Genomic DNA, 19,343 nt, shown 5'->3' on the forward strand with positions numbered 1-19,343 from the left:
CCGTCCGCCGGGTCCTGCTCGCCCGGAAGGGGCCGCCTGGTCCGGTCCACCCGGCCGAGCGGTCCGGATCCGGTCCCGGGGGCGTGCGCGTGGGTCTGTTCCGCCGGGCTCAGGCCCTCCGGGTCCGGACCGCCGTGCGGCCCAGGGCCCGGACCGCCGGGCCCGGAGAGCCGGGCCCCGCCCGTCAGGTCCCGTCGTCCTCCCCGGGGGCGAGCAGCAGCCGGCAGGCCATCCGCAGGTCGGCTTCCGCCTCCTCCGGGGTGATCCGCTCGTTGAGCCGGGACTGCAGGACGCCGTACCAGAGCAGGGTCAGCAGCCGCAGCCGGGCGACATGGTGTTCCGTGGGGTCCTCGACGCCCCAGGCGCGGATCAGCAGGTCGAGGAAGCCCGTGTCGACCCGCGCCAGGTCGGGGACGGTCGAGGCGCGCGCCACGTTCGCCGACTGGATCATGGCGGTGGCGAGCGCCGGCCGGCGCAGCAGACTGCGGGTGGCGCCGGCGAGCGTCGCGAAGACGGTGTCCTCGGGCGATTCGCGTGCGGGCACCTCCGCCAGCCGTGCGCCGAGCCCCTCGATCTGGTCGGCCATCACGGCCGTGAACAGGTGTGTCTTCGACGGGAAGTACCGGTACAGGGTGCCGATCGCCACCCCCGCCGACCTGGCCACCTCGTGCATCTGCACGCGGTCGAGCCCCGTCTCGGCGGCGATGTCCTCCGCCGCCCGCAGGATGCTCCTGCGCCGTTCGTGCTGCCGGGGCGAACTGGGCTCGGCACCCGCCCTGGCCTCGGCGATTCTCGGCACGCTCTCCCTCCCGGGACTCGACTCGACGCGACGTGACGCGACTGTGCTGGGCCCTGACCATACGCGTGTCACGAGAACCACGTCAGGGGCCGTCCGGCTCCGTACCGGTCAGTGAGACCGATCCGTGCCCCGCCGGCCCGGACGCGGTCTGCTGGGACCGCACACCCGTCGACCCACCATCGACCCGCACAAGGGGCCTCCATGCGCGACGACCGAACCGAAGCCGGCGCCACCCACGACGTGATCGTCGTCGGGTCCGGCGCGGGAGCACTCACCGGGGCGCTGGTGGCCGCCGCGGACGGCCTGGACACGGTCGTACTGGAACGGACCCCCCTGCTCGGCGGCACCTCCGCGTACTCCGGGGCCGCCTGCTGGCTGCCCGGCACCCAGGTCCAGGAACGGGCCGGTCTCGGGGACTCCACCGAGGCCGCGCGCACCTACCTGCGGGCCCTGGTCGGCGACGCCGGCGCGGACCGCCGCGAGGCGTTCCTGCGGCACGCGCCCGAACTGGTCGCCCGCCTGGAGAGCGATCCGGCGGTGCAGTTCGTGTGGCAGGCATTCCCCGACTACGTCGCCGCCCCCGGCCGGATGGACGCCGGACGGTCCTTCGTCCCGCGCGCCCTGCCGCAGGAGGAGCTGGGCGACTTGGCGCGTCTGGTCCGCCCGGCGGTGGACCGGGACCGGGCCGGCCGGGGCCACCCCGACGGACCGCTGGTCCAGGGCCGCGCGCTGATCGGCCGCCTCCTGCTCGCGGCCACCCGCACCGGCAACGCCACCGTGCGCACCGAGCACCGCGTCACCGGCCTGATCACCGGGAACGGGCGGGTGACCGGCGTCGAGGCCCGGACCCCGGACGGCACCGTCACCGTACGGGCCAGGCACGGCGTGCTGCTGGCCGCGGGCGGCTTCGAGGGCGACGCGGCGCTGCGCGCCGAGTACGGTGTGCCGGGCTCCGCCGCGTGGAGCATGGCGCCTTCCACAGCCACCACGGGCGACCTGCTGCGCGCCGCCGTCCGCCTCGGTGCCGCCACCGACCTCCTGGACGAGGCATGGTGGTGCCCCGGGACGCAACGGCCGGACGGCAGCGCGGCGTTCACCCTCGGCCTGCGCGGCGGCATCGTCGTGGACGCCGCCGGGCAGCGCTTCGCCAACGAGTCGCTGCCGTACGACCGGATGGGCCGCGCCCTGGCCGCCGCGCGGACGCCCGCCCACCTGGTCTTCGACTCCCGCACAGGCGGCGCCCTCCCCGCCGTCACGGTGCCTCCCGCCGACCCCGCGGCACACCTGGAGTCCGGCGTCTGGGTGAAGGCCGACACGCTGCCCGAGCTGGCCGGGCTCATCGGCGTACCGGCCGACGCCCTCACCGGCACCGTCGCCCGCTTCAACGGCCACGCCGCCGACGGCACCGACCCGGACCACCACCGAGGCGAGGATCCCTACGACCGGTTCTTCGCCGACCCCCGCGACGCTCCCGGCCCCAACCCCTGCCTGGTCCCGCTCGACCGCCCGCCCTACTACGCGGCCCGGGTCGTCCTCTCCGACCTCGGCACCAAGGGCGGCCTGCGCACGGACGCCCGCGCCCGGGTCCTCGACGCGAGGGGAGCCCCGATCCCGGGCCTGTACGCCGCCGGCAACACCAGCGCCTCCTTCACCGGCCGCGTCTATCCGGGCCCCGGCGTCCCCATCGGCACCGCCATGGTCTTCGCCTCGCTGGCCGTACGGGACATGGCGCTCCCGGCCAGTGGGACGGCCGGCGGCGGCCCGGACGGGGCGCGTTCTACGGTCACGGCACTGTCGGCCCAGGACTGAGAGGCAGCACTCGATGATCGACAAGAGCGTGTACGGACCGTGGGCGGTCGTCGCCGGCGGCTCCGAGGGCGTCGGCGCCGCGTTCGCCGAGCAGCTCGCGGACGCCGGGATCAACCTGGTCCTGATCGCCCGCACACCCGGGCCGCTGGAGGAGACCGCCGACCGGGCGCGCGCCCGGGGCGTCGAGGTCCGCACCCTCCCCCTGGACCTGCTCGGCCCCGGTGCTCCGGCCACGATCCGGGAGGCCACCGACGGCCTGGAGGTCGGGCTGCTGGTCTTCAACGCCGGGGCCAACAGCTACGGCCACGAGTTCGTCACCGGCGACCTCGAGAAGGTGCAGGGCGTCCTGGACCTGAACATCACCGCGCAGCTCGCCCTCACCCACCACTTCGGCGCCCTGATGAAGGAGCGCCGCCGCGGCGGCATCCTGCTGGTCGGCTCTCTCGCCGGGTACCTGGGCCAGGCGCACATCGGGGTCTACTCGGCGGCCAAGGCCTTCAGCCGCGTCTTCGCCGAGGGCCTGTGGCTGGAGCTGCGGGAGTACGACGTGCACGTCCTCGAACTGGTCCTGGGCGTGACCCGGACCCCCGCGATGGAACGCGCCGGACTCCGCATGGACCTGCCCGGCCTCCGTGTCGCCGAACCGGACGACGTCGCCCGGGAGGGGCTCGAGCACCTCGCCGACGGGCCGGTGCACCTCGCCGGCGGCAACGGGAAGACCGCCGAGCGGCGCAGCGGCTTCCCCCGCGCCGAACTGGTCCTCGGCGCGCACGAGGCGTCCCGGCGCCTGCTGCCCTCGTCCACCTGACGGAGCGGCGGCACCCCCTTTCCGCGCGCCGCCGGATCGCCGCATCGCACCGAGTCGAGCCGTACCGAGCCGCACCGAGCCGAACGTCCCCGAGCCGAGTCGAGCCGCACCACCGCACCGAACCGACCGCGCACGCCGCCCCGACGGAGAACCGATGAGCGAGACCGAGCCCCCGCTGACCATTCCCGGTGCCCTGGACCTCGCCGCCGAGCTGACTCCGGACGAGCAGGCCCTGGTGGACGGTGACCTCCGGCTGACCTGGGGGCAACTGCGCGAGCAGGTGCGGGCCGCCGTCAAGTCCCTGCTCGCCCTCGGGACACGTCGCGGTGACCGGATCGCCGTGTGGGCGCCCAACAGCCACCGCTGGGTGGTGACCGCTCTGGCGGTCACCTCGGCCGGTGCGGTGCTGGTCCCCGTCAACACCCGCTACCGGGGGGCTGAGGCCCGCCGGCTCCTGGAACGCGGTGCGGCCAGGCTGCTGTTCGTCGAGGACGGCTTCCTCGGCAAGGACTACCTGGCCATGCTGGACGACGGCGGGGACGCGGCACCCCGGGACGGGGCATGTCCCGTGGCGGGCCTGCCGGGGCTGGCCACGGTGGTGACGCTCGACGACGACGAGGAAGAACGCCCTGGCACCCTGCCCTGGCGCGAATTCCTCACCCACGGCATCCACCTCCCGGACGACGAGGCCGCCCTCCGTACCGCCTGCGTGCGCCCCGACGACCCGTCCGACCTGCTCTTCACCTCGGGCACCACCGGCCGGCCCAAGGGCGCGCTGACCACGCACCGCCAGAACCTCACCACCTACCGGGCCTGGAGCGCGCGGACCGGTGTCACCGGCGCCGACCGCTACCTGATCGTCAACCCGCTCTTCCACTGCTTCGGCTACAAGGCCGGCGTACTCGCCTGCCTGGTGCGGGGCGCCACCATGGTGCTGGAGCGGGTCTTCGACGTACGCAAGGTGCTGCGCGCGATCGAGGCCGAACGGATCACCGTCCTGCCCGGCCCGCCCACCATCTACATCGAACTGCTGGGTGCCGGGGACCGCGCGCTCTTCGACCTGTCGTCGCTGCGTCTGGCGGTGACCGGTGCCGCCGTGGTGCCGGTCGACCTGGTGCGGCGTATGCGGGCCGGTCTGTTCCCCGAGGTGCTCACCGCCTACGGACTCACCGAGTCCTGCGGCACGGTCAGCGTCTGCTCCGCCGACGACGACGCGGAGACCGTGGCACTGACCGCCGGCCGCCCCATCGACGGTGTGGAGGTGCGGATCACCGACGCTGACCGGCGTCCGCTGCCCGCCGGGGCGGACGGCGAGGTCCTGGTCCGCGGCTACAACGTGATGCTCGGCTACGTGGACGACCCGGAGGCGAGCGCGGCGGCCGTCGACGACGACGGCTGGCTGACCACCGGCGACGTGGGCCACCTCGACGAGCGCGGCAACCTGGTCCTCACCGGCCGCTCGAAGGACATGTTCACGGTCGGCGGGTTCAACGTCTACCCGGCCGAGATCGAGCAGGTGCTCGCCGGGCACGGCGCCGTCGCCGAGGCCGCCGTGGTCGGCGTCCCCGACACACGGCTCGGAGAGGTCGGACGGGCCTACGTGACGGTCCGGCCCGGGAGCGTGGCCGACCCCGGAGTTCTGCTGGAGCGGTGTCGCGACCGGCTCGCCAACTTCAAGGTCCCCCGCGAGGTCGTGGTCCTGGAGTCGTTGCCGCGCAACGCCGCCGGCAAGGTCGACAAGGCCGCGCTGCGGACCGACTGACACCCGCGGCGCGACGGCGCACCGCACGGACACGGCCCGCGAGGGCCCGGAGGACGGACATGGCCCCTCAGGTTCTGGAGTCGGTACGCACCCTGCTGCCCGGCATCGGCAAGCGGGCCGCCGCCGCCGACGAGGCGCGCCGCATACCGGAGTCCACGATCCGTGAGCTGACCGACGCGGGCGTCTTCCGCATGTTGCAACCGGTCCGCCACGGCGGCCTGGAGAGCGACCCCGTCGACTTCTACCGGGTGGTGCGGGCGCTCTCCGCCGTCTGCTGCTCCACCGGCTGGCTCGCCTCCATCCTGGGCGTGCACGCCTGGCAGCTGGGCCTGTTCCCACGCCGGGCGCAGGACGACGTGTGGGGCGACGACCCCGACACCCGGGTCTCCTCGTCGTACGCGCCGGTGGGCCGGCTGACCCCCGTCGACGGCGGCCACCGGCTCACCGGCCGCTGGAGTTTCTCCTCCGGCTGCGAGCACGCCACCTGGGCTCTGCTCGGCGCCCTGGTCGTCGGGGCCGAGGGGCGGCCGGTCGATTTCCTCACCGCCCTGGTGCCCCGCTCCGACTACACCATCGAGGACGCCTGGGACGTGGTCGGACTGCGCGGCACCGCCAGCAACGACATCATCGTGGAGTCGGTGTTCGTGCCGGACCACCGGGTGCTGCGCAACTACGAGCAGGCCCGGCTGAAGGTGCCGGGACAGCAGGTCAACAAGGGGCCGCTGTACCGGCTGCCGTTCGGCGCGCTCTTCACCTGCGCCGTCACGGCACCGGTGATCGGCGCCGTCTCCGGCGGCTACGAGTCGTACGTGTCGCTGATGAAGGAGCGGGTGCGGCTCAGCCTCGGCGGTGGCCGGTTCGCCGAGGACCCCTTCGCCCAGGTCGCCATCGCCCGCGCCGCCTCCGACATCGACGCGACCGTCCTGCAGATGGACCGTAACCTGCGCGAGCTGTCCGAACTGGCCGCGGCCGGTCGGGAGATCCCCATGGAACTGCGGCTGCGCACCCGGCGCGACCAGGTCCGGGGCACCGAGCGGGCCGTCGCCGCGATCGACCTGCTGTTCAAGACCGCCGGCGGCAACGCCCTGCGCCGCGGCAACCCCGTCGAGCGCGCCTGGCGCGACGCCCACGCGGGCAGCGTGCACGTCGCCAACGACGTGGAACGCGCGCTCGCCATGTACGGCCGCGGAGCCTTCGGACTGACGGTCGAGGACAACCTCGTCTGACCGGCGGCGAGGCGGCCCGGAGCCTCTCCGGCGCCGGGACGCCGGTCCACCGGCGACAACCAGTGGGAGGCAGGACATGCAGCTCGAAGGACGCGTCGCGGTCATCACCGGGGGCGGGGACGGAATCGGCGCCGGAGTGGCCCGGCGGTTCGCCGCCGAGGGGGCAGCGGTCCTGGTCGCGGACGTGAACGAGGAGACCGGCCGGGCCGTGGCCGACGAGATCGGCGGCCGTTTCGTGCGCACGGACGTCGCCGACAAGGCACAGGTGCTGGAGATGGTCGACACCGCGGTCCGTGAGTGGGGCAGCGTCGACGTCCTGGTCAACAACGCCTGGGCGGCCGGCGAACTGGGCCGGGTGGAGGACAAGACGGACGCCCTGCTGGCCCGGGGACTGGGCATCGGCTTCTACGGACCGTTCTGGGCCATGCGGGCGGCCTTCCCCCACATGAGGGAACGGGGATGGGGCCGGATCGTCAACATGTGCAGCCTCAACGGCGTGAACGCCCACATGGGCACCCTGGAGTACAACGCCGCCAAGGAGGCCCTGCGTACCCTGACCCGGACCGCCGCCCGGGAGTGGGCCTCCACCGGGATCGTGGTCAACGCCCTCTGCCCCGGAGCCAAGAGCGCGGCATTCCGGCGACGGATGCGGGACAACCCTGAGCTGGAGAAGGCGTCCGGCGCCATGAACCCCATGGGGCGGATGGGCGACCCCGAGCGGGACATCGCCCCGGCGGCGCTGTTCCTCGCGAGCGAGGGCGCGCGCTACGTCACCGGCAACACGCTCCACGTCGACGGCGGTGCGCACATCAACGGCGTCGCCTGGGCCCCCGAGCTGCCCTGACGTGTCCGGGCCCGGGAGAGACGGCACGCGCCCTCCCGGGCTCCGGCGTCTCCCTCACACCTGCCCGCTCGCCGACTTCGCGGCGAGGAACCGGGCCGGGAGCTCCCCGCCGCCGTGCACCGCGAGGTCCGCCCCGTTGACGTACGCGGACAGGTCGCTCGCCAAGAACAAGCAGGCGCGGGCGACGTCCGCGGGGACGGCCATCCGGCCCATCGGCACGACACCGGCCACCGAGGCGCCGCCGTCGGCGCCGTAGACGGACGCCGCGCTCCCGGTGCGGACCAGGCCGGTGGTGATGTGGTTGACCCGCACCTCCGGTGCCCACTCCAGGGCCAGAGCCTTCGTGAGGGCCAGCAGTCCCGCCTTGGCGGCCGTGTAGGCGGCGGTGCCCGGCTGGGGGTCGTGCGCGGAGACACTGCCGATGTTGACGACCGAGCCGCCGCCCGGCCGGGTCCGCATGGCGCCGTGCGCCGCCTGCGCCACATAGAACGGTGCGAGGAGGTTGAGCGCGACGATCTTCTCCACGAAGCGCGGCGAGACGGTCGCCGCGTCCGCGTCAGGAGAGCCGCCCGCGTTGTTGACGAGCACGTCGAGACGGCCGAAGCGCTCCACCGTACGGTCGACCAGCTCCGCCGCGGCCGCCGGATCGCGCACGTCGGCGGCGACGAAGAACGCCTCGCGGCCCGCTGCCGCCGGCAGCGCGGCGGGAGCGGTGCGCCCGCAGACCACGACGTCGGCCCCGGCTCCGAGGAACGCCTGGGCTGTCGCGGCCCCGATGCCCTTGGTGCCGCCGGTGACGAGCACCACGCGTCCGGTGAAGTCCAACGGGTCGTCGAGGTCGGACGCCATGTCCGCCTTCGTGTCCGATGCCATGCCCGGCGTGATGTCGCGCGTGTGGTCGGGCGTGTTCTCGATGTCCATGTCTGCCGGCCTCTCCCCTTCACCAGCGTGGCTGTTCAGTGCGAAGCGGGTACGAGCCCGAGCCCGGCGGCGAGCCGTGCCCGGTGCTCAGCGGGCGGGCCGAACAGCTCGCCCGCCCCGTGCGCCCGCTTGAAGTGGCGGTGCGCCTCGTGCTCCCAGGTGATGCCGATGCCGCCGTGCAACTGGATCGTCTCGCCGGCCACCGCCGAGAAGGCCTCGGAGCACACCGACTTGGCGACGGCGGCGGCCCGCGGCAGCGCGCCCGGGGTCTCGTCGGCGGCGAAGGCCGCGCCGAGCGCCGCCGAACGCGCCGACTCCACCAGCACGTAAGCGTCCGCCAGCCGGTGCTTGACGGCCTGGAAGGAGCCGATGGCGCGGCCGAACTGGACGCGTTCACGAGCGTAGGCGACGGTGAGCGCGAGACAGCGCTCGGCGGCACCCACCTGCTCGGCGGCGAGCGCCGTGCAGGCCAGGTCCCGCACGTGCGCGAGGACCCGTTCCCCGTCGCCCGCGACTCCGACCGGCCGTCCCTCGGCGCCCTCCAGGACCCACCTGGCCTGGCTCCGGGTGCCGTCCATCGTGACGACGGGCTCGCGGCGCGCCCCGGGGGCGTCCACCGGAACCTCGAAGAGCGAGACGCCGGCCGCCGTACGGGCCGCGACGAGCAGCACGTCGACACCGCCCGGCCAGTCCAGGACGTGCTCCTTGACGCCGCTGAGGGACCAGGCGTCCCCGCCGGGCCCCGGCACCGCGCGGGTGCGCACCGACTCCGCGTCCCACGAGCCCTGTTCGGCCCAGGCCAGCGCGCCGACAGAGCGGCCCTCGGCCAGCGCGGGCAGCAGACGCGCACACGCCGCCTTGTCGCCGGAGGCGAGCAGCGCGCCCGCCGTGAGCACCGCCGAGCCGAGCACGGGCAGCGGGCTCAGGCACCGGCCCAGCTCCTCCATCAGCACGTGCACGTCCCGGGCGCCGCCGCCGACACCGCCGTACTCCTCGGGCACGGCCAGCGCGGCCACGCCGATCTGCCCGGCCAACGGCCCCCAGGCCGTGGCTCCCTCGTACCGGTTCAGCAACGATCGTACGGCCGACCGTAGTTCTTCCTGCTCGTCCGTCAGCCTCATCGGGCTGCTCCCCTCGGTGTGTGACGCGGTCGCGGGCGCGTCAGACGGTCAGTACGCGGGCTCGGCACGCGGCCGGGGCGCCCCAGGCGTCGCGCAGCGGTCGTGCCTTGCGGATCCACAGGGACAGGTCCAGTTCGTCGGTGTAGCCGACCGCGCCGTGCAACTGGAGGGCGGTGCGTGCGGCCCGGTGGGCGGCCTCGCCCGCGGTGACCTTGGCGGCGGCGACATCCCGCCCGGCCTCGGCGGAGCCGGCGGCGAGCGCGAGGGCGGCACCGTGGATCAGCGGCTCCGCGAACTCCAGGGCGACCAGGGTGTCTGCCAGCCGGTGCTTGACCGCCTGGAAGGAGCCGATGGGCACCCCGAACTGGGTGCGCTGCTTGACGTACTCGACGGTGCGGGTGAGCAGCGCCCGGCCCAGCCCCAGACACTGGGCCGCGGTGGCCAGCGCGGCCACGTCGGAGGCGTGCGCGGCCGCCGGCACCACCGCGGGGCCCTCGGCGAGCACCGTTCCGCCGGACGGCCGGGACAGGCGCCGCGCCGGATCGGCGGAGGGCTGCGAAGGACCCGGCTTCGCGCCCGCGCGCACCACGTCACCGTCCACGACCAGCACTGTGTCGGCCGCGTCCGCGTCCAGGGCGTACGGGCCGAGGGCGGTCAGGCACAGCGAGGCCACGGTCTCACCGGAGGCGATGCCGGGCAGGTGGGCGGCGGCCGTGTCCGGGTCGCCGAGCCGGTCGAGGAACGCCGCGGCGGCGACCGTCTCCACCAGCGGGCCGGGCACGGCGTGCCGGCCCAACTCGATGAAAGCCGAGGCGAGTTCGAGCGGCAGGGGTCCGAACCCCTCGTGCCGCTCCGGCACCGCCAGGGCGAACACTCCGGCCTCGGCCAGCCGCGTCCACAGGGCCCGCCCCGGTGCGTGGTCCCCGGCGGCCCAGGACCGCACCGTGGCCGGGGTGTGGGAGGAGGCGAGGAGACCGCCGAGGGAGCGGGTGAACTCCCGCTGACCGGCGTCGAGGAAGAACCGCATCACCGGCGTCCCTTCGGCAGGCCGAGCAACCGCTCGGCGATGATGTCGCGCTGGATCTCGTTGGTGCCCGCGTAGATGGGCCCGGCCAGGGAGAACGTGTACCCCTCGGCCCAGGCGCCGTGGTCGGGCGACTCGGGTGCGTGATCGGCGAGTTCGCCGCACGGACCGAGCAGGTCCAGGGCCGTCTCGTGCAGGGCGATGTCCAGCTCGGACCAGTAGATCTTGTTGAGGCTGGAGGCGGCGCCGGCCGGGCCGCCCTCGTCGTGCAGGACGCGGGAGGCGCCCGCGTAGGAGAACAACCGGTAGGCGCGGGCGCCGATCACCGCGTCGGCGACCCGGTCGCGCAGTGCCGTGTCCCCGGGATCGCCGTGTTCGCGCCACAGCGCGGTCAGCCGGTCGGCGGCGGCGGTGAATCGGCCCGGGCTGCGCAGGGTGAGCCCGCGCTCGTCGCCGGTCGTGCTCATCGCCACCCGCCAGCCCTGGCCCACCTCGCCGATGACGTCCTCGTCCGGCACGAACACGTCGTCCAGGAAGAGCTCCGCGAAGGCCGGCCTGCCGTCGAGCCGCCCGATGGGCCGCACCGTGACGCCGTCGGCGTCCAGCGGGAACATCAGGTACGTCAGCCCGCGGTGCGGCCTGCCGGCGTCCGGGTCGCTGCGGAACAGGCCGAAGGCCCGGTCGGCGAACGCGGCCCGCGACGACCAGGTCTTCTGGCCGCTCAGCAGCCAGCCGCCCCCGGTGCGCCGCGCCCTCGAACTGAGCGAGGCCAGGTCGGACCCGGACTCCGGCTCGGACCAGGCCTGCGCCCAGATGACCTCGCCGCTCGCCATCGCGGGCAGGATCCGCGCCCGCTGCTCGGCGGTGCCGTGCTCGAAGAGGGTGGGGGCGAGCAGGTTGATGCCGTTCTGGCTGACCCGCCCGGGGGCGCCGGCGGCGAAGTACTCCTCCTCGAAGACCATCCAGCGCAGGATCGAGGCACCCCGCCCGCCGAACTCCTCGGGCCAGGACACCACCGACCAGCGGTCGGCGGCCAGTTCGGCCTCCCACCGCCGGTGCGCGGCGAAACCCTCGGCGCTCTCCAGGGACGGCAGGGGGGTGGCCGGCACGTGCGCCGCCAGCCAGGCACGGGCCTCGGCGCGGAACGCCTCGTCCGCCTCGCTGAAGTCGAGGTCCATCAGCCGCCCGCCTTCTTCATCGCCTTGATGTCCACGCCGCCGAGCGCGTCCGTCGCGGTCTCGGCGTTGTGCGCGTGCGCGAGGTGGTGCAGACCGAAGACCGAATCCATGCCGGCGTGCAGGCCCTGGAGGTCCTCGGCCTGGTTCACGGCGCGCTTGGTCAGCGCGAGACCGAGGCGCGGCATCTCGGCCACACGCAGTGCCAGCGTCTTCGTCTCGGCGGCCAGCTCCTCCCGCGGCACGACCCGGTTGACCATGCCGACCTCGTACGCGCGCCGGGCGCTCATGCGGTCGCCGGTGAAGAGGAACTCCTTGGCGACGCGCGGCGGCATCACCCACGGGTGGGCGAAGTACTCTACGCCCGGGATGCCCATCCGCACCACCGGGTCGGCGAAGAACGCGTCCTCGGAGGCGACGATCAGGTCGCACACCCAGGCGAGCATCAGCCCGCCCGCCACACAGGCGCCCTGCACGGAGGCGACGACCGGCTTGGGCAGCTCCCGCCAGCGTCGGCACATGCCGAGGTACACCTCGGACTCGCGGGCGAACCGGCTCTCCGCGCCCTGCTTGTCCGAGTGGTCCCACCACAGTCCCGCGCGGCGCTCGAACGGCAGGTGGGAGTCCCGTCCGGGGGTGCCGATGTCGTGACCGGCGGAGAAGTGCCTGCCCGCGCCGGCCAGCACGACGGTCTTGACCTCGTCGTCCTCGGCCGCGCGGTAGAACGCCCGGTCCAGGGCGTAGGTCATCGCGGAGTTCTGGGCGTTGCGGTACTCGGGCCGGTTCATGGTGACCGTCGCGACCGGGCCCCGCTTCTCGTAGCGGACGGGCACGTCGGAGGCGGCGGGCGGCTCGGACGCGTCGGGCGCGTCCGGCGCCTCGGGTCCGTGGTGGTGGGCAGCGGACATCAGGCCCTCCTTCCCTAACAAGTGTTTGGTAGATTAACGTAACGGCATGAGCAGCGTCGAGGAGTTCCGCGCCGAGATCCGCGGCTGGCTGGCCGCCCACCTCACCGGCGCCTTCGCGGGCCTGCGGGGCCGCGGCGGGCCCGGCCGCGAGCACGAGGTCTTCGCCGAGAGGCTGGAGTGGGAGAGGCACATGGCCGCCGCCGGCTGGACCTGCGTCGGCTGGCCCGAGGAGTACGGCGGCCGCGGTGCGAGCCTCGAACAGCAGGTCGCCTTTCACGAGGAATACGCCCTGGCCGACGCCCCCGCCCGGGTCAACCACATCGCCGAGCAGCTGCTCGGCCCCACCCTGATCGCCTTCGGCACCCCCGGGCAGCGGGCCAGGTTCCTGCCGCCGATCGTCGCCGCCGAGGAACTGTGGTGCCAGGGCTACAGCGAGCCCGACGCGGGCTCCGACCTGGCGAACGTCCGGACCAGGGCCGTTCACGAGGGCGACGACTGGGTGGTCACCGGGCAGAAGATCTGGACGTCACTCGCCCACGAGTCGCAGTGGTGCTTCGTCGTCGCCCGCACCGAACCGGGCTCGCAGCGCCACAAGGGGCTGTCCTACCTGCTGGTCCCGCTGGATCAGCCCGGGGTCGACATCCGCCCCATCACCCAGCTGACCGGCACCTCCGAGTTCAACGAGGTCTTCTTCGACGGCGCCCGCACCCGCGCCGAGCACATCGTCGGCGCCCCCGGCGACGGCTGGCGGGTGGCCATGGCCACCCTCGGTTTCGAGCGCGGCGTCTCCACCCTCGGCCAGCAGGTCGGCTTCCGGCGCGAGCTGGAGACCCTCATCGAGGCGGCGAAACGCAACGGCTCGGCGGACGACCCGCTGATCCGCGACCGGCTCGCCCGCGCCTGGACGGGCCTGGAGACCATCCGCTGCAACGCCCTGCGGATGCTCGGCGGCGTGGCGGACGGCGCACCGGGGCCCGAGGCGTCCATCGGCAAGATCTTCTGGGCCACCTGGCACCGTGAGCTGGGCGAACTCGCCATGGACGTGTGCGGTGCCGGCGGCATGCTCGCCGCCGGCGACCCCTACGACCTGGACGACTGGCAGCGGCTGTTCCTCTTCTCCCGCTCCGACACCATCTACGCCGGGTCCAACGAGATCCAGCGCAACATCATCGCCGAGCGCGTCCTCGGCCTGCCCAAGGAGGCCCGCCCGTGACCCCGAAGCCGCCGACTCCGGTACCGGGGCACGCCCTGCTGGCCGGACGCACCGCCGTGATCACCGCCGCCGCGGGTGCCGGGATCGGCGGCGCCACTGCCCGCAGGTTCCTGGAGGAGGGCGCCCGCGTCGTCATCGGTGACGCACACGCACGACGCCTGCGGGAGAGTGCCGCAGCCCTCCGTGACGAGTTCGGCGCCGGCAACGTCGCCGCCCTGCCCTGCGACGTCACCGACGAAGACCAGGTCGACGCCTTGTTCGCGCTCGCCGCCGAACACCACGGCGGCCTGGACATCGTCGTCAACAACGCCGGGCTCGGTGGCACCGCCGACCTCGTCCACATGACGGACGAGCAGTGGTCCAGGGTCCTGGACGTCACGCTGGGCGGCACCTTCCGCTGCACCCGTGCCGCCTTGCGCCGGCTCAAGGAACAGGACGGCGAGGGCGTCGTCGTCAACAACGCCTCCGTCATCGGCTGGCGGGCCCAGCGCGGCCAGGCCCACTACGCCGCAGCCAAGGCCGGCGTCATGGCCCTCACCCGGTGCGCCGCCCTGGAGGCCGCCGACTTCGGCGTACGGGTCAACGCCGTCGCCCCGAGCCTCGCCATGCACCCGCACCTGGCGAAGGTCACCACCCCCGAACTGCTCGCCGAGCTGACCGAACGCGAGGCCTTCGGCCGGTACGCCGAGCCCTGGGAGATCGCCAACGTCATCGTCTTCCTGGCCAGCGGCTACTCGTCGTACATGACCGGTGAGACGGTCTCCGTCAGCAGTCAGAGAGCATGAGCGGATGAAGAACAACTCCGCCGCCTCGTCATCGTCCGCCGCCTCCTCGGCCCCGGCCCCGTCCGCCGTGGAGCGCCGCGCCGAGATCCTGGCCACCGCCGCCCAGGTCTTCGCCGACCAGGGCTACAACGCCACCACGGTGCGCCGCATCGCCGACGCCGCCGGGATGCTCGCGGGCAGCCTCTACTACCACTTCGACTCCAAGGAGTCGATGCTGGACGAGATCCTCACCGCCTTCCTGGACGAACTGTGGGCCGGCTACGACACCGTGCTCGCCGCCGAACTCGGACCGCGGGAGACCATCGAGGCCCTCGTCACCGAGTCCTTCCGGCAGATCGACCGGCACGGTCCCGCGGTCGCCATCTACCAGAAGGAATCCAGGCACCTCGCCGTCCAGCCGCGCTTCGGCTACCTCTCCGACTCCCAGACGAAGTTCGAGAACGCCTGGCTGCGCACCCTGGAACGCGGCGTCGCCGAGCACGTCTTCCGTGCCGACCTCGACGTGCGGCTCGTCTACCGGTTCGTGCGCGACACCGTATGGGTCGCCGCCTCCTGGTACCGCCCCGGCGGCATCCACAGCCCGGAGGAGATCGCCCGCCAGTACCTGTCCATGGTCCTGGAAGGCATCACTCCGCGCACCTGACGCACCACCGCCCATCTGACGAAGGACATGAAGGAGCAGCCATGGCCGAGGCCTACATCGTCGAAGCGGTCCGCACCCCGGTGGGCCGGCGCAGGGGAGGGCTGTCCGCCGCCCACCCCGCCGACCTCGGCGCGCACGTGATCACGGCGCTGGTCGAGCGCACCGGCGTCGACCCGTCGGCCGTCGACGACGTCGTCTTCGGCTGCCTGGACACCGTCGGCCCGCAGGCCGGGGACATCGCCCGCACCGCGTGGCTCGCCGCCGGCCTGCCCGAGGAGGTGCCCGGCACCACCGTCGACCGGCAGTGCGGCTCCTCCCAGCAGGCCGTGCACTTCGCCGCCCAGGGCGTGCTCTCCGGCACCCAGGACCTGGTCGTCGCCGGGGGCACGCAGAACATGTCGATGATCCCCATCGCCTTCGCCAGCCGCCAGGCCGCCGAGCCCCTCGGTCTCACCGACGGTCCCTACGCCGGCTCCGAGGGCTGGCGCGCCCGCTACGGCGACGCGCCCGTCAACCAGTTCCACGGCGCCGAACTCATCGCCGCGCAATGGGGCATCACCCGCGAGGACATGGAGCACTTCGCCCTGCGCTCGCACCAGCGCGCCGTGCGCGCCCTCGACGAGGGCCGCTTCGTCCGCGAGACCGTCGCCTACGGTGACGTCACCGCGGACGAGGGCCCCCGCCGCGACACCTCGCTGGAGAAGATGGCGGGCCTGAAGCCGGTCGTCGAGGGCGGGCGGATCACCGCGGGCGTCGCCTCCCAGGTCTCCGACGGCGCCTCCGCGCTGCTCATCGCCTCCGAGCGCGCCGTCGCCGAGCACGGCCTCACCCCCCGCGCCCGCGTCCACCACCTGTCGGTGCGCGGCGAGGACCCGATCCGGATGCTGTCGGCACCGATCCCGGCGACGGCGTACGCGCTGAAGAAGGCCGGGATGTCCCTCGACGACATCGACCTCGTCGAGATCAACGAGGCCTTCGCCCCCGTCGTCCTGGCCTGGCTCAAGGAGACCGGCGCCGACCCGGACAAGGTCAACGTCAACGGCGGCGCCATCGCGCTCGGCCACCCTCTCGGCGCCACCGGCACCAAGCTGATGACGACCCTCCTGCACGAACTGGAGCGCACCGGGGGCCGCTACGGCCTCCAGACCATGTGCGAGGGCGGCGGCCAGGCCAACGTCACCGTCATCGAACGCCTCTGACCGCCCGCGGCGCCGGCAGCCCCTCGCCCGGGGCCGCCGGCCCGGCCCACCTGGTGGTCACCGCCTGCGGCGAGCGGCGCGGGTGGGGGAGGTACCGGCCCCTCGGCCTTCGGCCTTCGGCCGCCGGGACACCATCGAGAACGCCGCCCCGTCAGGAGCCGCGTGCCGGAGGAAGGCCGCCCACTTCGCGCGGCTGACACGTGACGTGGCTCCGGCGGCAGGGCCCCTGGGGTCCCGGACGAACACCGGGACGCGGGCGCGGGCCCTTCCTCCAGGCAGCCACCGCCGCACGATCCGCTGTGACGCTCCTACGCGAGGCGGGGAAGAGCTGGACGGGGGCCGGACGGGGTCGGTGCGGCCGGAAACGTTCCGGTCGCACCGACCCCGAGCCCGTGTTCCCCGGTCTCAGTCCGCCCCCGGCAGGGACTTCAGCGCGGTCCGCGCCTCCTCCAGGACCCGGTCGACCAGTTCCGCGCACGACGGCAGGTCGTCGATCAGGCCCGCCACCTGGCCCGAGGCCATCACGCCGATGTCCGTGCGGCCCTCGACCAGTGAGGCCTTGAGCAGCATCGGGGTGTTGGCGGCCAGCAGCACCTGGCTCCAGGTCAGCTCCTTGCCGTGCTTCATCGCCAGGCCGTCCCGGACCAGTTGGAGCCAGGACGCCCCGGACTCCTCGCGGAACGCCGCGGCGTGCCGCACCGAACGCAGCAGCGCGGCCGCGCGGCCGGAGTGTTCCAGCGAGTCGACCATCTCGGTACGGAGCATGCGGTGCGGCAGCCCGTCGACCCGCGTGGTGACCGTCACGTCCTTGACGCCGGCTGCCAGGTACCTCGCCTTCACCGCGTCGGGGACGGTGCTGTCGGAGGTGAGCAGGAAGCGCGTGCCCATCCCGATGCCGGCCGCCCCGTAGGCGAGCGCGGCGACCAGGCCGCGGCCGTCGTGGAAACCGCCGGCCGCGATCACCGGGATGCCGACCGCGTCCACGACCTGGGGGAGGAGCACCGTGGTGGCCACGTCGCCGGTGTGGCCGCCGCCCTCGCCGCCCTGCACCATGACCGCGTCCGCGCCCCACGCGGCGACCTTCTCCGCGTGACGGCGGGCGCCGACCGAGGGGATGACGACGACGCCGGCGTCCTTGAGGCGCGCGATCAGGTCCTTGGACGGGGCGAGGGCGAAGGACGCCACCGGCACCCCCTCCTCGACGATGACCCGCACCCGTTCCCCGGCGTCGGCCGCGTCGGCCCGCAGATTGACGCCGAACGGCGCGTCCGTACGGGACTTGACCTCCCGCACCGCCGAACGCAACCGCTCCACGCTCATGGTGGCGGAGGCGAGGACACCGAGGGCACCGGCGTTCGCCGACGCCGACACGAGCCGGGGGCCGGCCACCCAGCCCATGCCGGTCTGCACGATGGGGTACCGCACCCCGGTCAGCTCGGTGAGGGGCGTCGCGAAGGGCCCGGAACCCTCCCCGCTCACGCCGGGACCTCCCGCTCCCGAAGCCCCTTCGGGTCGACGACCTCGCGGATCAGCCGCAACTCCGCCTCGGTGGGCTCCCGGGTGCACGGCACCTCGTCGGGGACGGTGAGGGCGAAGCCGGTGGCCTCGGCCACCTGCCCGACGGTGACCCCGGGGTGCAGGGAGCGCAGCCGCATCGTGCGGTCGGGGGTCTCGAAGTCGAAGACGCCCAGGTCGGTGACCACCTCGGTGACGCGGTGGTAGCGGGTCGCGGACGGCCCGGCAGCCGCGGCCCGGTCGTACCCGACGCCGCTGACCATGTCGACGCGCTCGACGAACACCCGCGCCGAGTGCTTCGGGATCCAGTAACTCGTCGGGTTGTTCAGGGTGTTGACCGGCGCCCCGCGCACGCCGAGCAACTGGCGGGTGGGCCTGGCCCAGTCGCCGACGCAGGAGATGTTCTGGTTGCCGTACCGGTCGATCTGGCTCGCGCCCATCATCACGTGGCGGCGGCCGGTGGCCGTCAGCGCGAGGTGCTGGCGGAACGGCAGCCACCCCTCCACCGCCCCCGGCCGCTGCCCGAGGGCGGGCACGTCCGCCATGAGCAGCGCCTCCCCGTCGGTCAGCAACAGGTCGGGGGAGAAGGTGAGTTTCGCCAGGCGCGCCCCGACGGCCGGGACGGTGCCCATCGGGCTGGCCAGGATCTCCCCGGCGCCGCGCCATGCCTCGGCGCAGGCCACCACGCAGTACTCGGCGCGGGTCGCCGCGGGCCGGGCGGTCTCGGTGGCGCTCATGCGTCCTCCTGCTGTTCCTGGTGGAACGCCGTGACGGCGGTCTGGTAGGCGGCCTCGTCACCCGAGAGGAACCGGGCGGCGAAGGCCGGCCACGCCCCGGGCTCGCGGGCGGCGCGGACGTAGGCCCGCTGGAACTCCTCGTCCCGGGCGTGGTCGGGCTCGCAGGACGTGAAGTGCGCGCCGTTGGGTGTCTCCACGACGCCGTCCACGAACAGGCGCTTGACCAGCAGGGTCTGTGGCCCGTGCTCCTTGAGCAGCTCCGCGGTCTCCACGATCCGCTCGCAGGAGACGTAGGCGTGGTCGGCGGCCTCGCAGAACAGGTCGTCGAAGTACGGGTCGGGGCCCAGGTACTGGCCGTTGCCCCGGGCGTCGGCGCGGTTGAGGTGGACCAGGGCCGCGTCCAGGCGCAGGGCCGGGGCCGCGACCAGCTCCTCCCCGTCGGCGTAGGGCGAACGGACCGTGCGCAGCGAGGGGTTGACCTTCATCACGTCCGAGCCGATCCCCGCCCGCACGGGGATGAACGGCAGGCGCTGCGCACCGGCCGTCAGCCCCCACATGAGCATCGCCTCGTCCAGCTCCACCATCTCGAAGGCCCCGCGCTGCCGGGAGGCGGTGAAGTGCGGCTCCAGGGGTATGGAGTCCAGGGTGCCGAAGGCCGCGACCAGTCTGCGGATCTTCCCCGCGGCGGCGAGCAGACCGACGTCGGGGCCGCCGTACGACACCACCGTCAGGTCCGTCACGTCCGAGCGCAGCAGCGCCCGCACCAGCGCCATCGGCTTGCGGCGCGAGCCCCAGCCGCCGATGCCGACCGTCATGCCGCTGCGCAGCCGGCCGACGACCTCGTCCGCCGTCAT

The 19,343-nt window shown here is 73.9% G+C and carries 18 protein-coding genes; 9 read left to right on the forward strand and 9 right to left on the reverse strand.

Features of this window, described 5'->3' with window-relative positions; genetic code table 11:
• Nucleotides 1-184: 184 nt before the first annotated feature.
• Nucleotides 185-799 carry a TetR/AcrR family transcriptional regulator gene (locus Sdia_RS16660; protein ID WP_100457119.1) on the reverse strand — a complete coding sequence of 205 codons (615 nt, stop codon included), beginning with the start codon at nucleotides 797-799 and terminating at the stop codon, nucleotides 185-187.
• Nucleotides 800-1,000: 201 nt separating this feature from the next.
• On the opposite strand from Sdia_RS16660, the gene Sdia_RS16665 reads away from it, so the two are divergent.
• From Sdia_RS16665 to Sdia_RS16685, 5 genes are all read left to right on the forward strand, one after another.
• On the forward strand, nucleotides 1,001-2,608 hold the full coding sequence (locus Sdia_RS16665; protein ID WP_124288358.1) for an FAD-dependent oxidoreductase: 1,608 nt from the start codon (nucleotides 1,001-1,003) through the stop codon (nucleotides 2,606-2,608).
• Between the two features lie 13 nt (nucleotides 2,609-2,621).
• The gene (locus Sdia_RS16670) at nucleotides 2,622-3,416 is read left to right on the forward strand and encodes an SDR family NAD(P)-dependent oxidoreductase (protein WP_100457121.1); all 795 of its coding nucleotides are present in this window, start codon (nucleotides 2,622-2,624) and stop codon (nucleotides 3,414-3,416) included.
• A gap of 154 nt (nucleotides 3,417-3,570) precedes the next feature.
• On the forward strand, nucleotides 3,571-5,178 hold the full coding sequence (locus Sdia_RS16675) for a FadD3 family acyl-CoA ligase (protein WP_124288359.1): 1,608 nt from the start codon (nucleotides 3,571-3,573) through the stop codon (nucleotides 5,176-5,178).
• A 59-nt stretch (nucleotides 5,179-5,237) separates the two neighbouring features.
• Nucleotides 5,238-6,404 (forward strand): 3-hydroxy-9,10-secoandrosta-1,3,5(10)-triene-9,17-dione monooxygenase oxygenase subunit, encoded by a 1,167-nt coding sequence (hsaA, locus tag Sdia_RS16680; RefSeq protein ID WP_115069626.1) that lies wholly within the window; start codon nucleotides 5,238-5,240, stop codon nucleotides 6,402-6,404.
• 76 nt (nucleotides 6,405-6,480) lie between these two features.
• A complete protein-coding gene (locus tag Sdia_RS16685) occupies nucleotides 6,481-7,248 on the forward strand; it encodes an SDR family NAD(P)-dependent oxidoreductase (RefSeq protein ID WP_115069625.1) in 768 nt (255 codons plus the stop codon).
• A 54-nt stretch (nucleotides 7,249-7,302) separates the two neighbouring features.
• Here Sdia_RS16685 and Sdia_RS16690 read toward each other — a convergent pair whose 3' ends face one another.
• From Sdia_RS16690 to Sdia_RS16710, 5 genes are all read right to left on the reverse strand, one after another.
• Nucleotides 7,303-8,097, reverse strand: coding sequence for an SDR family oxidoreductase (locus Sdia_RS16690; protein WP_100457190.1), 795 nt, complete (start codon nucleotides 8,095-8,097; stop codon nucleotides 7,303-7,305).
• Between the two features lie 107 nt (nucleotides 8,098-8,204).
• Nucleotides 8,205-9,290, reverse strand: a complete 1,086-nt coding sequence (locus Sdia_RS16695; RefSeq protein WP_100457124.1) for an acyl-CoA dehydrogenase family protein — start codon at nucleotides 9,288-9,290, stop codon at nucleotides 8,205-8,207.
• Between the two features lie 40 nt (nucleotides 9,291-9,330).
• On the reverse strand, nucleotides 9,331-10,317 hold the full coding sequence (locus Sdia_RS16700) for an acyl-CoA dehydrogenase family protein (protein ID WP_115069623.1): 987 nt from the start codon (nucleotides 10,315-10,317) through the stop codon (nucleotides 9,331-9,333).
• Nucleotides 10,317-11,492 (reverse strand): acyl-CoA dehydrogenase family protein, encoded by a 1,176-nt coding sequence (locus Sdia_RS16705; RefSeq protein ID WP_100457126.1) that lies wholly within the window; start codon nucleotides 11,490-11,492, stop codon nucleotides 10,317-10,319. The genes Sdia_RS16700 and Sdia_RS16705 overlap by 1 nt, the downstream gene beginning before the upstream one ends.
• The gene (locus tag Sdia_RS16710) at nucleotides 11,492-12,397 is read right to left on the reverse strand and encodes an enoyl-CoA hydratase (protein WP_229831197.1); all 906 of its coding nucleotides are present in this window, start codon (nucleotides 12,395-12,397) and stop codon (nucleotides 11,492-11,494) included. Before Sdia_RS16710 ends, Sdia_RS16705 begins: the two co-directional genes overlap by 1 nt.
• Nucleotides 12,398-12,443: 46 nt before the next feature.
• Between Sdia_RS16710 and Sdia_RS16715 the strand changes: the two genes are divergently transcribed.
• From Sdia_RS16715 to Sdia_RS16730, 4 genes are read left to right on the forward strand one after another with little or no spacing between them, the layout of a single operon-like run.
• A complete protein-coding gene (locus tag Sdia_RS16715) occupies nucleotides 12,444-13,610 on the forward strand; it encodes an acyl-CoA dehydrogenase family protein (RefSeq protein WP_189500203.1) in 1,167 nt (388 codons plus the stop codon).
• A complete protein-coding gene (locus Sdia_RS16720; protein WP_100457128.1) occupies nucleotides 13,607-14,395 on the forward strand; it encodes an SDR family oxidoreductase in 789 nt (262 codons plus the stop codon). Before Sdia_RS16715 ends, Sdia_RS16720 begins: the two co-directional genes overlap by 4 nt.
• Before the next feature lie 4 nt (nucleotides 14,396-14,399).
• The gene (locus Sdia_RS16725; RefSeq protein ID WP_100457129.1) at nucleotides 14,400-15,038 is read left to right on the forward strand and encodes a TetR/AcrR family transcriptional regulator; all 639 of its coding nucleotides are present in this window, start codon (nucleotides 14,400-14,402) and stop codon (nucleotides 15,036-15,038) included.
• A gap of 41 nt (nucleotides 15,039-15,079) precedes the next feature.
• Complete coding sequence (locus Sdia_RS16730) at nucleotides 15,080-16,237, forward strand: acetyl-CoA C-acetyltransferase (protein WP_189500204.1); 1,158 nt, start codon at nucleotides 15,080-15,082, stop codon at nucleotides 16,235-16,237.
• A 405-nt stretch (nucleotides 16,238-16,642) separates the two neighbouring features.
• Here Sdia_RS16730 and Sdia_RS16735 read toward each other — a convergent pair whose 3' ends face one another.
• Genes Sdia_RS16735 through Sdia_RS16745 form a run of 3 tightly spaced genes read right to left on the reverse strand, consistent with a single transcriptional unit; the run spans nucleotide 16,643 to nucleotide 19,343 of the window.
• Nucleotides 16,643-17,716 (reverse strand): NAD(P)H-dependent flavin oxidoreductase, encoded by a 1,074-nt coding sequence (locus Sdia_RS16735; protein WP_100457131.1) that lies wholly within the window; start codon nucleotides 17,714-17,716, stop codon nucleotides 16,643-16,645.
• The gene (locus tag Sdia_RS16740) at nucleotides 17,713-18,489 is read right to left on the reverse strand and encodes a CoA-transferase subunit beta (protein ID WP_189500205.1); all 777 of its coding nucleotides are present in this window, start codon (nucleotides 18,487-18,489) and stop codon (nucleotides 17,713-17,715) included. The genes Sdia_RS16735 and Sdia_RS16740 overlap by 4 nt, the downstream gene beginning before the upstream one ends.
• Nucleotides 18,486-19,343, reverse strand: a complete 858-nt coding sequence (locus Sdia_RS16745; RefSeq protein WP_100457192.1) for a CoA transferase subunit A — start codon at nucleotides 19,341-19,343, stop codon at nucleotides 18,486-18,488. Before Sdia_RS16745 ends, Sdia_RS16740 begins: the two co-directional genes overlap by 4 nt.

Origin of the sequence: Streptomyces diastaticus subsp. diastaticus, from assembly GCF_011170125.1 — a bacterium.
In the GTDB taxonomy this organism is placed as follows: domain Bacteria; phylum Actinomycetota; class Actinomycetes; order Streptomycetales; family Streptomycetaceae; genus Streptomyces; species Streptomyces diastaticus.

What these genes read in the sequence shown, in the direction of transcription:
- Sdia_RS16665 (WP_124288358.1), top strand. Translation starts at nt 1,001, where the DNA reads ATGCGCGACGACCGAACCGAAGCCGGCGCCACCCACGACGTGATCGTC.
- Sdia_RS16670 (WP_100457121.1), top strand. Translation starts at nt 2,622, where the DNA reads ATGATCGACAAGAGCGTGTACGGACCGTGGGCGGTCGTCGCCGGCGGC.
- Sdia_RS16675 (WP_124288359.1), top strand. Translation starts at nt 3,571, where the DNA reads ATGAGCGAGACCGAGCCCCCGCTGACCATTCCCGGTGCCCTGGACCTC.
- hsaA (WP_115069626.1), top strand. Translation starts at nt 5,238, where the DNA reads ATGGCCCCTCAGGTTCTGGAGTCGGTACGCACCCTGCTGCCCGGCATC.
- Sdia_RS16685 (WP_115069625.1), top strand. Translation starts at nt 6,481, where the DNA reads ATGCAGCTCGAAGGACGCGTCGCGGTCATCACCGGGGGCGGGGACGGA.
- Sdia_RS16690 (WP_100457190.1), bottom strand. Translation starts at nt 8,097, where the DNA reads ATGGCGTCCGACCTCGACGACCCGTTGGACTTCACCGGACGCGTGGTG.
- Sdia_RS16695 (WP_100457124.1), bottom strand. Translation starts at nt 9,290, where the DNA reads ATGAGGCTGACGGACGAGCAGGAAGAACTACGGTCGGCCGTACGATCG.
- Sdia_RS16700 (WP_115069623.1), bottom strand. Translation starts at nt 10,317, where the DNA reads ATGCGGTTCTTCCTCGACGCCGGTCAGCGGGAGTTCACCCGCTCCCTC.
- Sdia_RS16705 (WP_100457126.1), bottom strand. Translation starts at nt 11,492, where the DNA reads ATGGACCTCGACTTCAGCGAGGCGGACGAGGCGTTCCGCGCCGAGGCC.
- Sdia_RS16710 (WP_229831197.1), bottom strand. Translation starts at nt 12,397, where the DNA reads ATGTCCGCTGCCCACCACCACGGACCCGAGGCGCCGGACGCGCCCGAC.
- Sdia_RS16715 (WP_189500203.1), top strand. Translation starts at nt 12,444, where the DNA reads ATGAGCAGCGTCGAGGAGTTCCGCGCCGAGATCCGCGGCTGGCTGGCC.
- Sdia_RS16725 (WP_100457129.1), top strand. Translation starts at nt 14,400, where the DNA reads ATGAAGAACAACTCCGCCGCCTCGTCATCGTCCGCCGCCTCCTCGGCC.
- Sdia_RS16730 (WP_189500204.1), top strand. Translation starts at nt 15,080, where the DNA reads ATGGCCGAGGCCTACATCGTCGAAGCGGTCCGCACCCCGGTGGGCCGG.
- Sdia_RS16740 (WP_189500205.1), bottom strand. Translation starts at nt 18,489, where the DNA reads ATGAGCGCCACCGAGACCGCCCGGCCCGCGGCGACCCGCGCCGAGTAC.
- Sdia_RS16745 (WP_100457192.1), bottom strand. Translation starts at nt 19,343, where the DNA reads ATGACGGCGGACGAGGTCGTCGGCCGGCTGCGCAGCGGCATGACGGTC.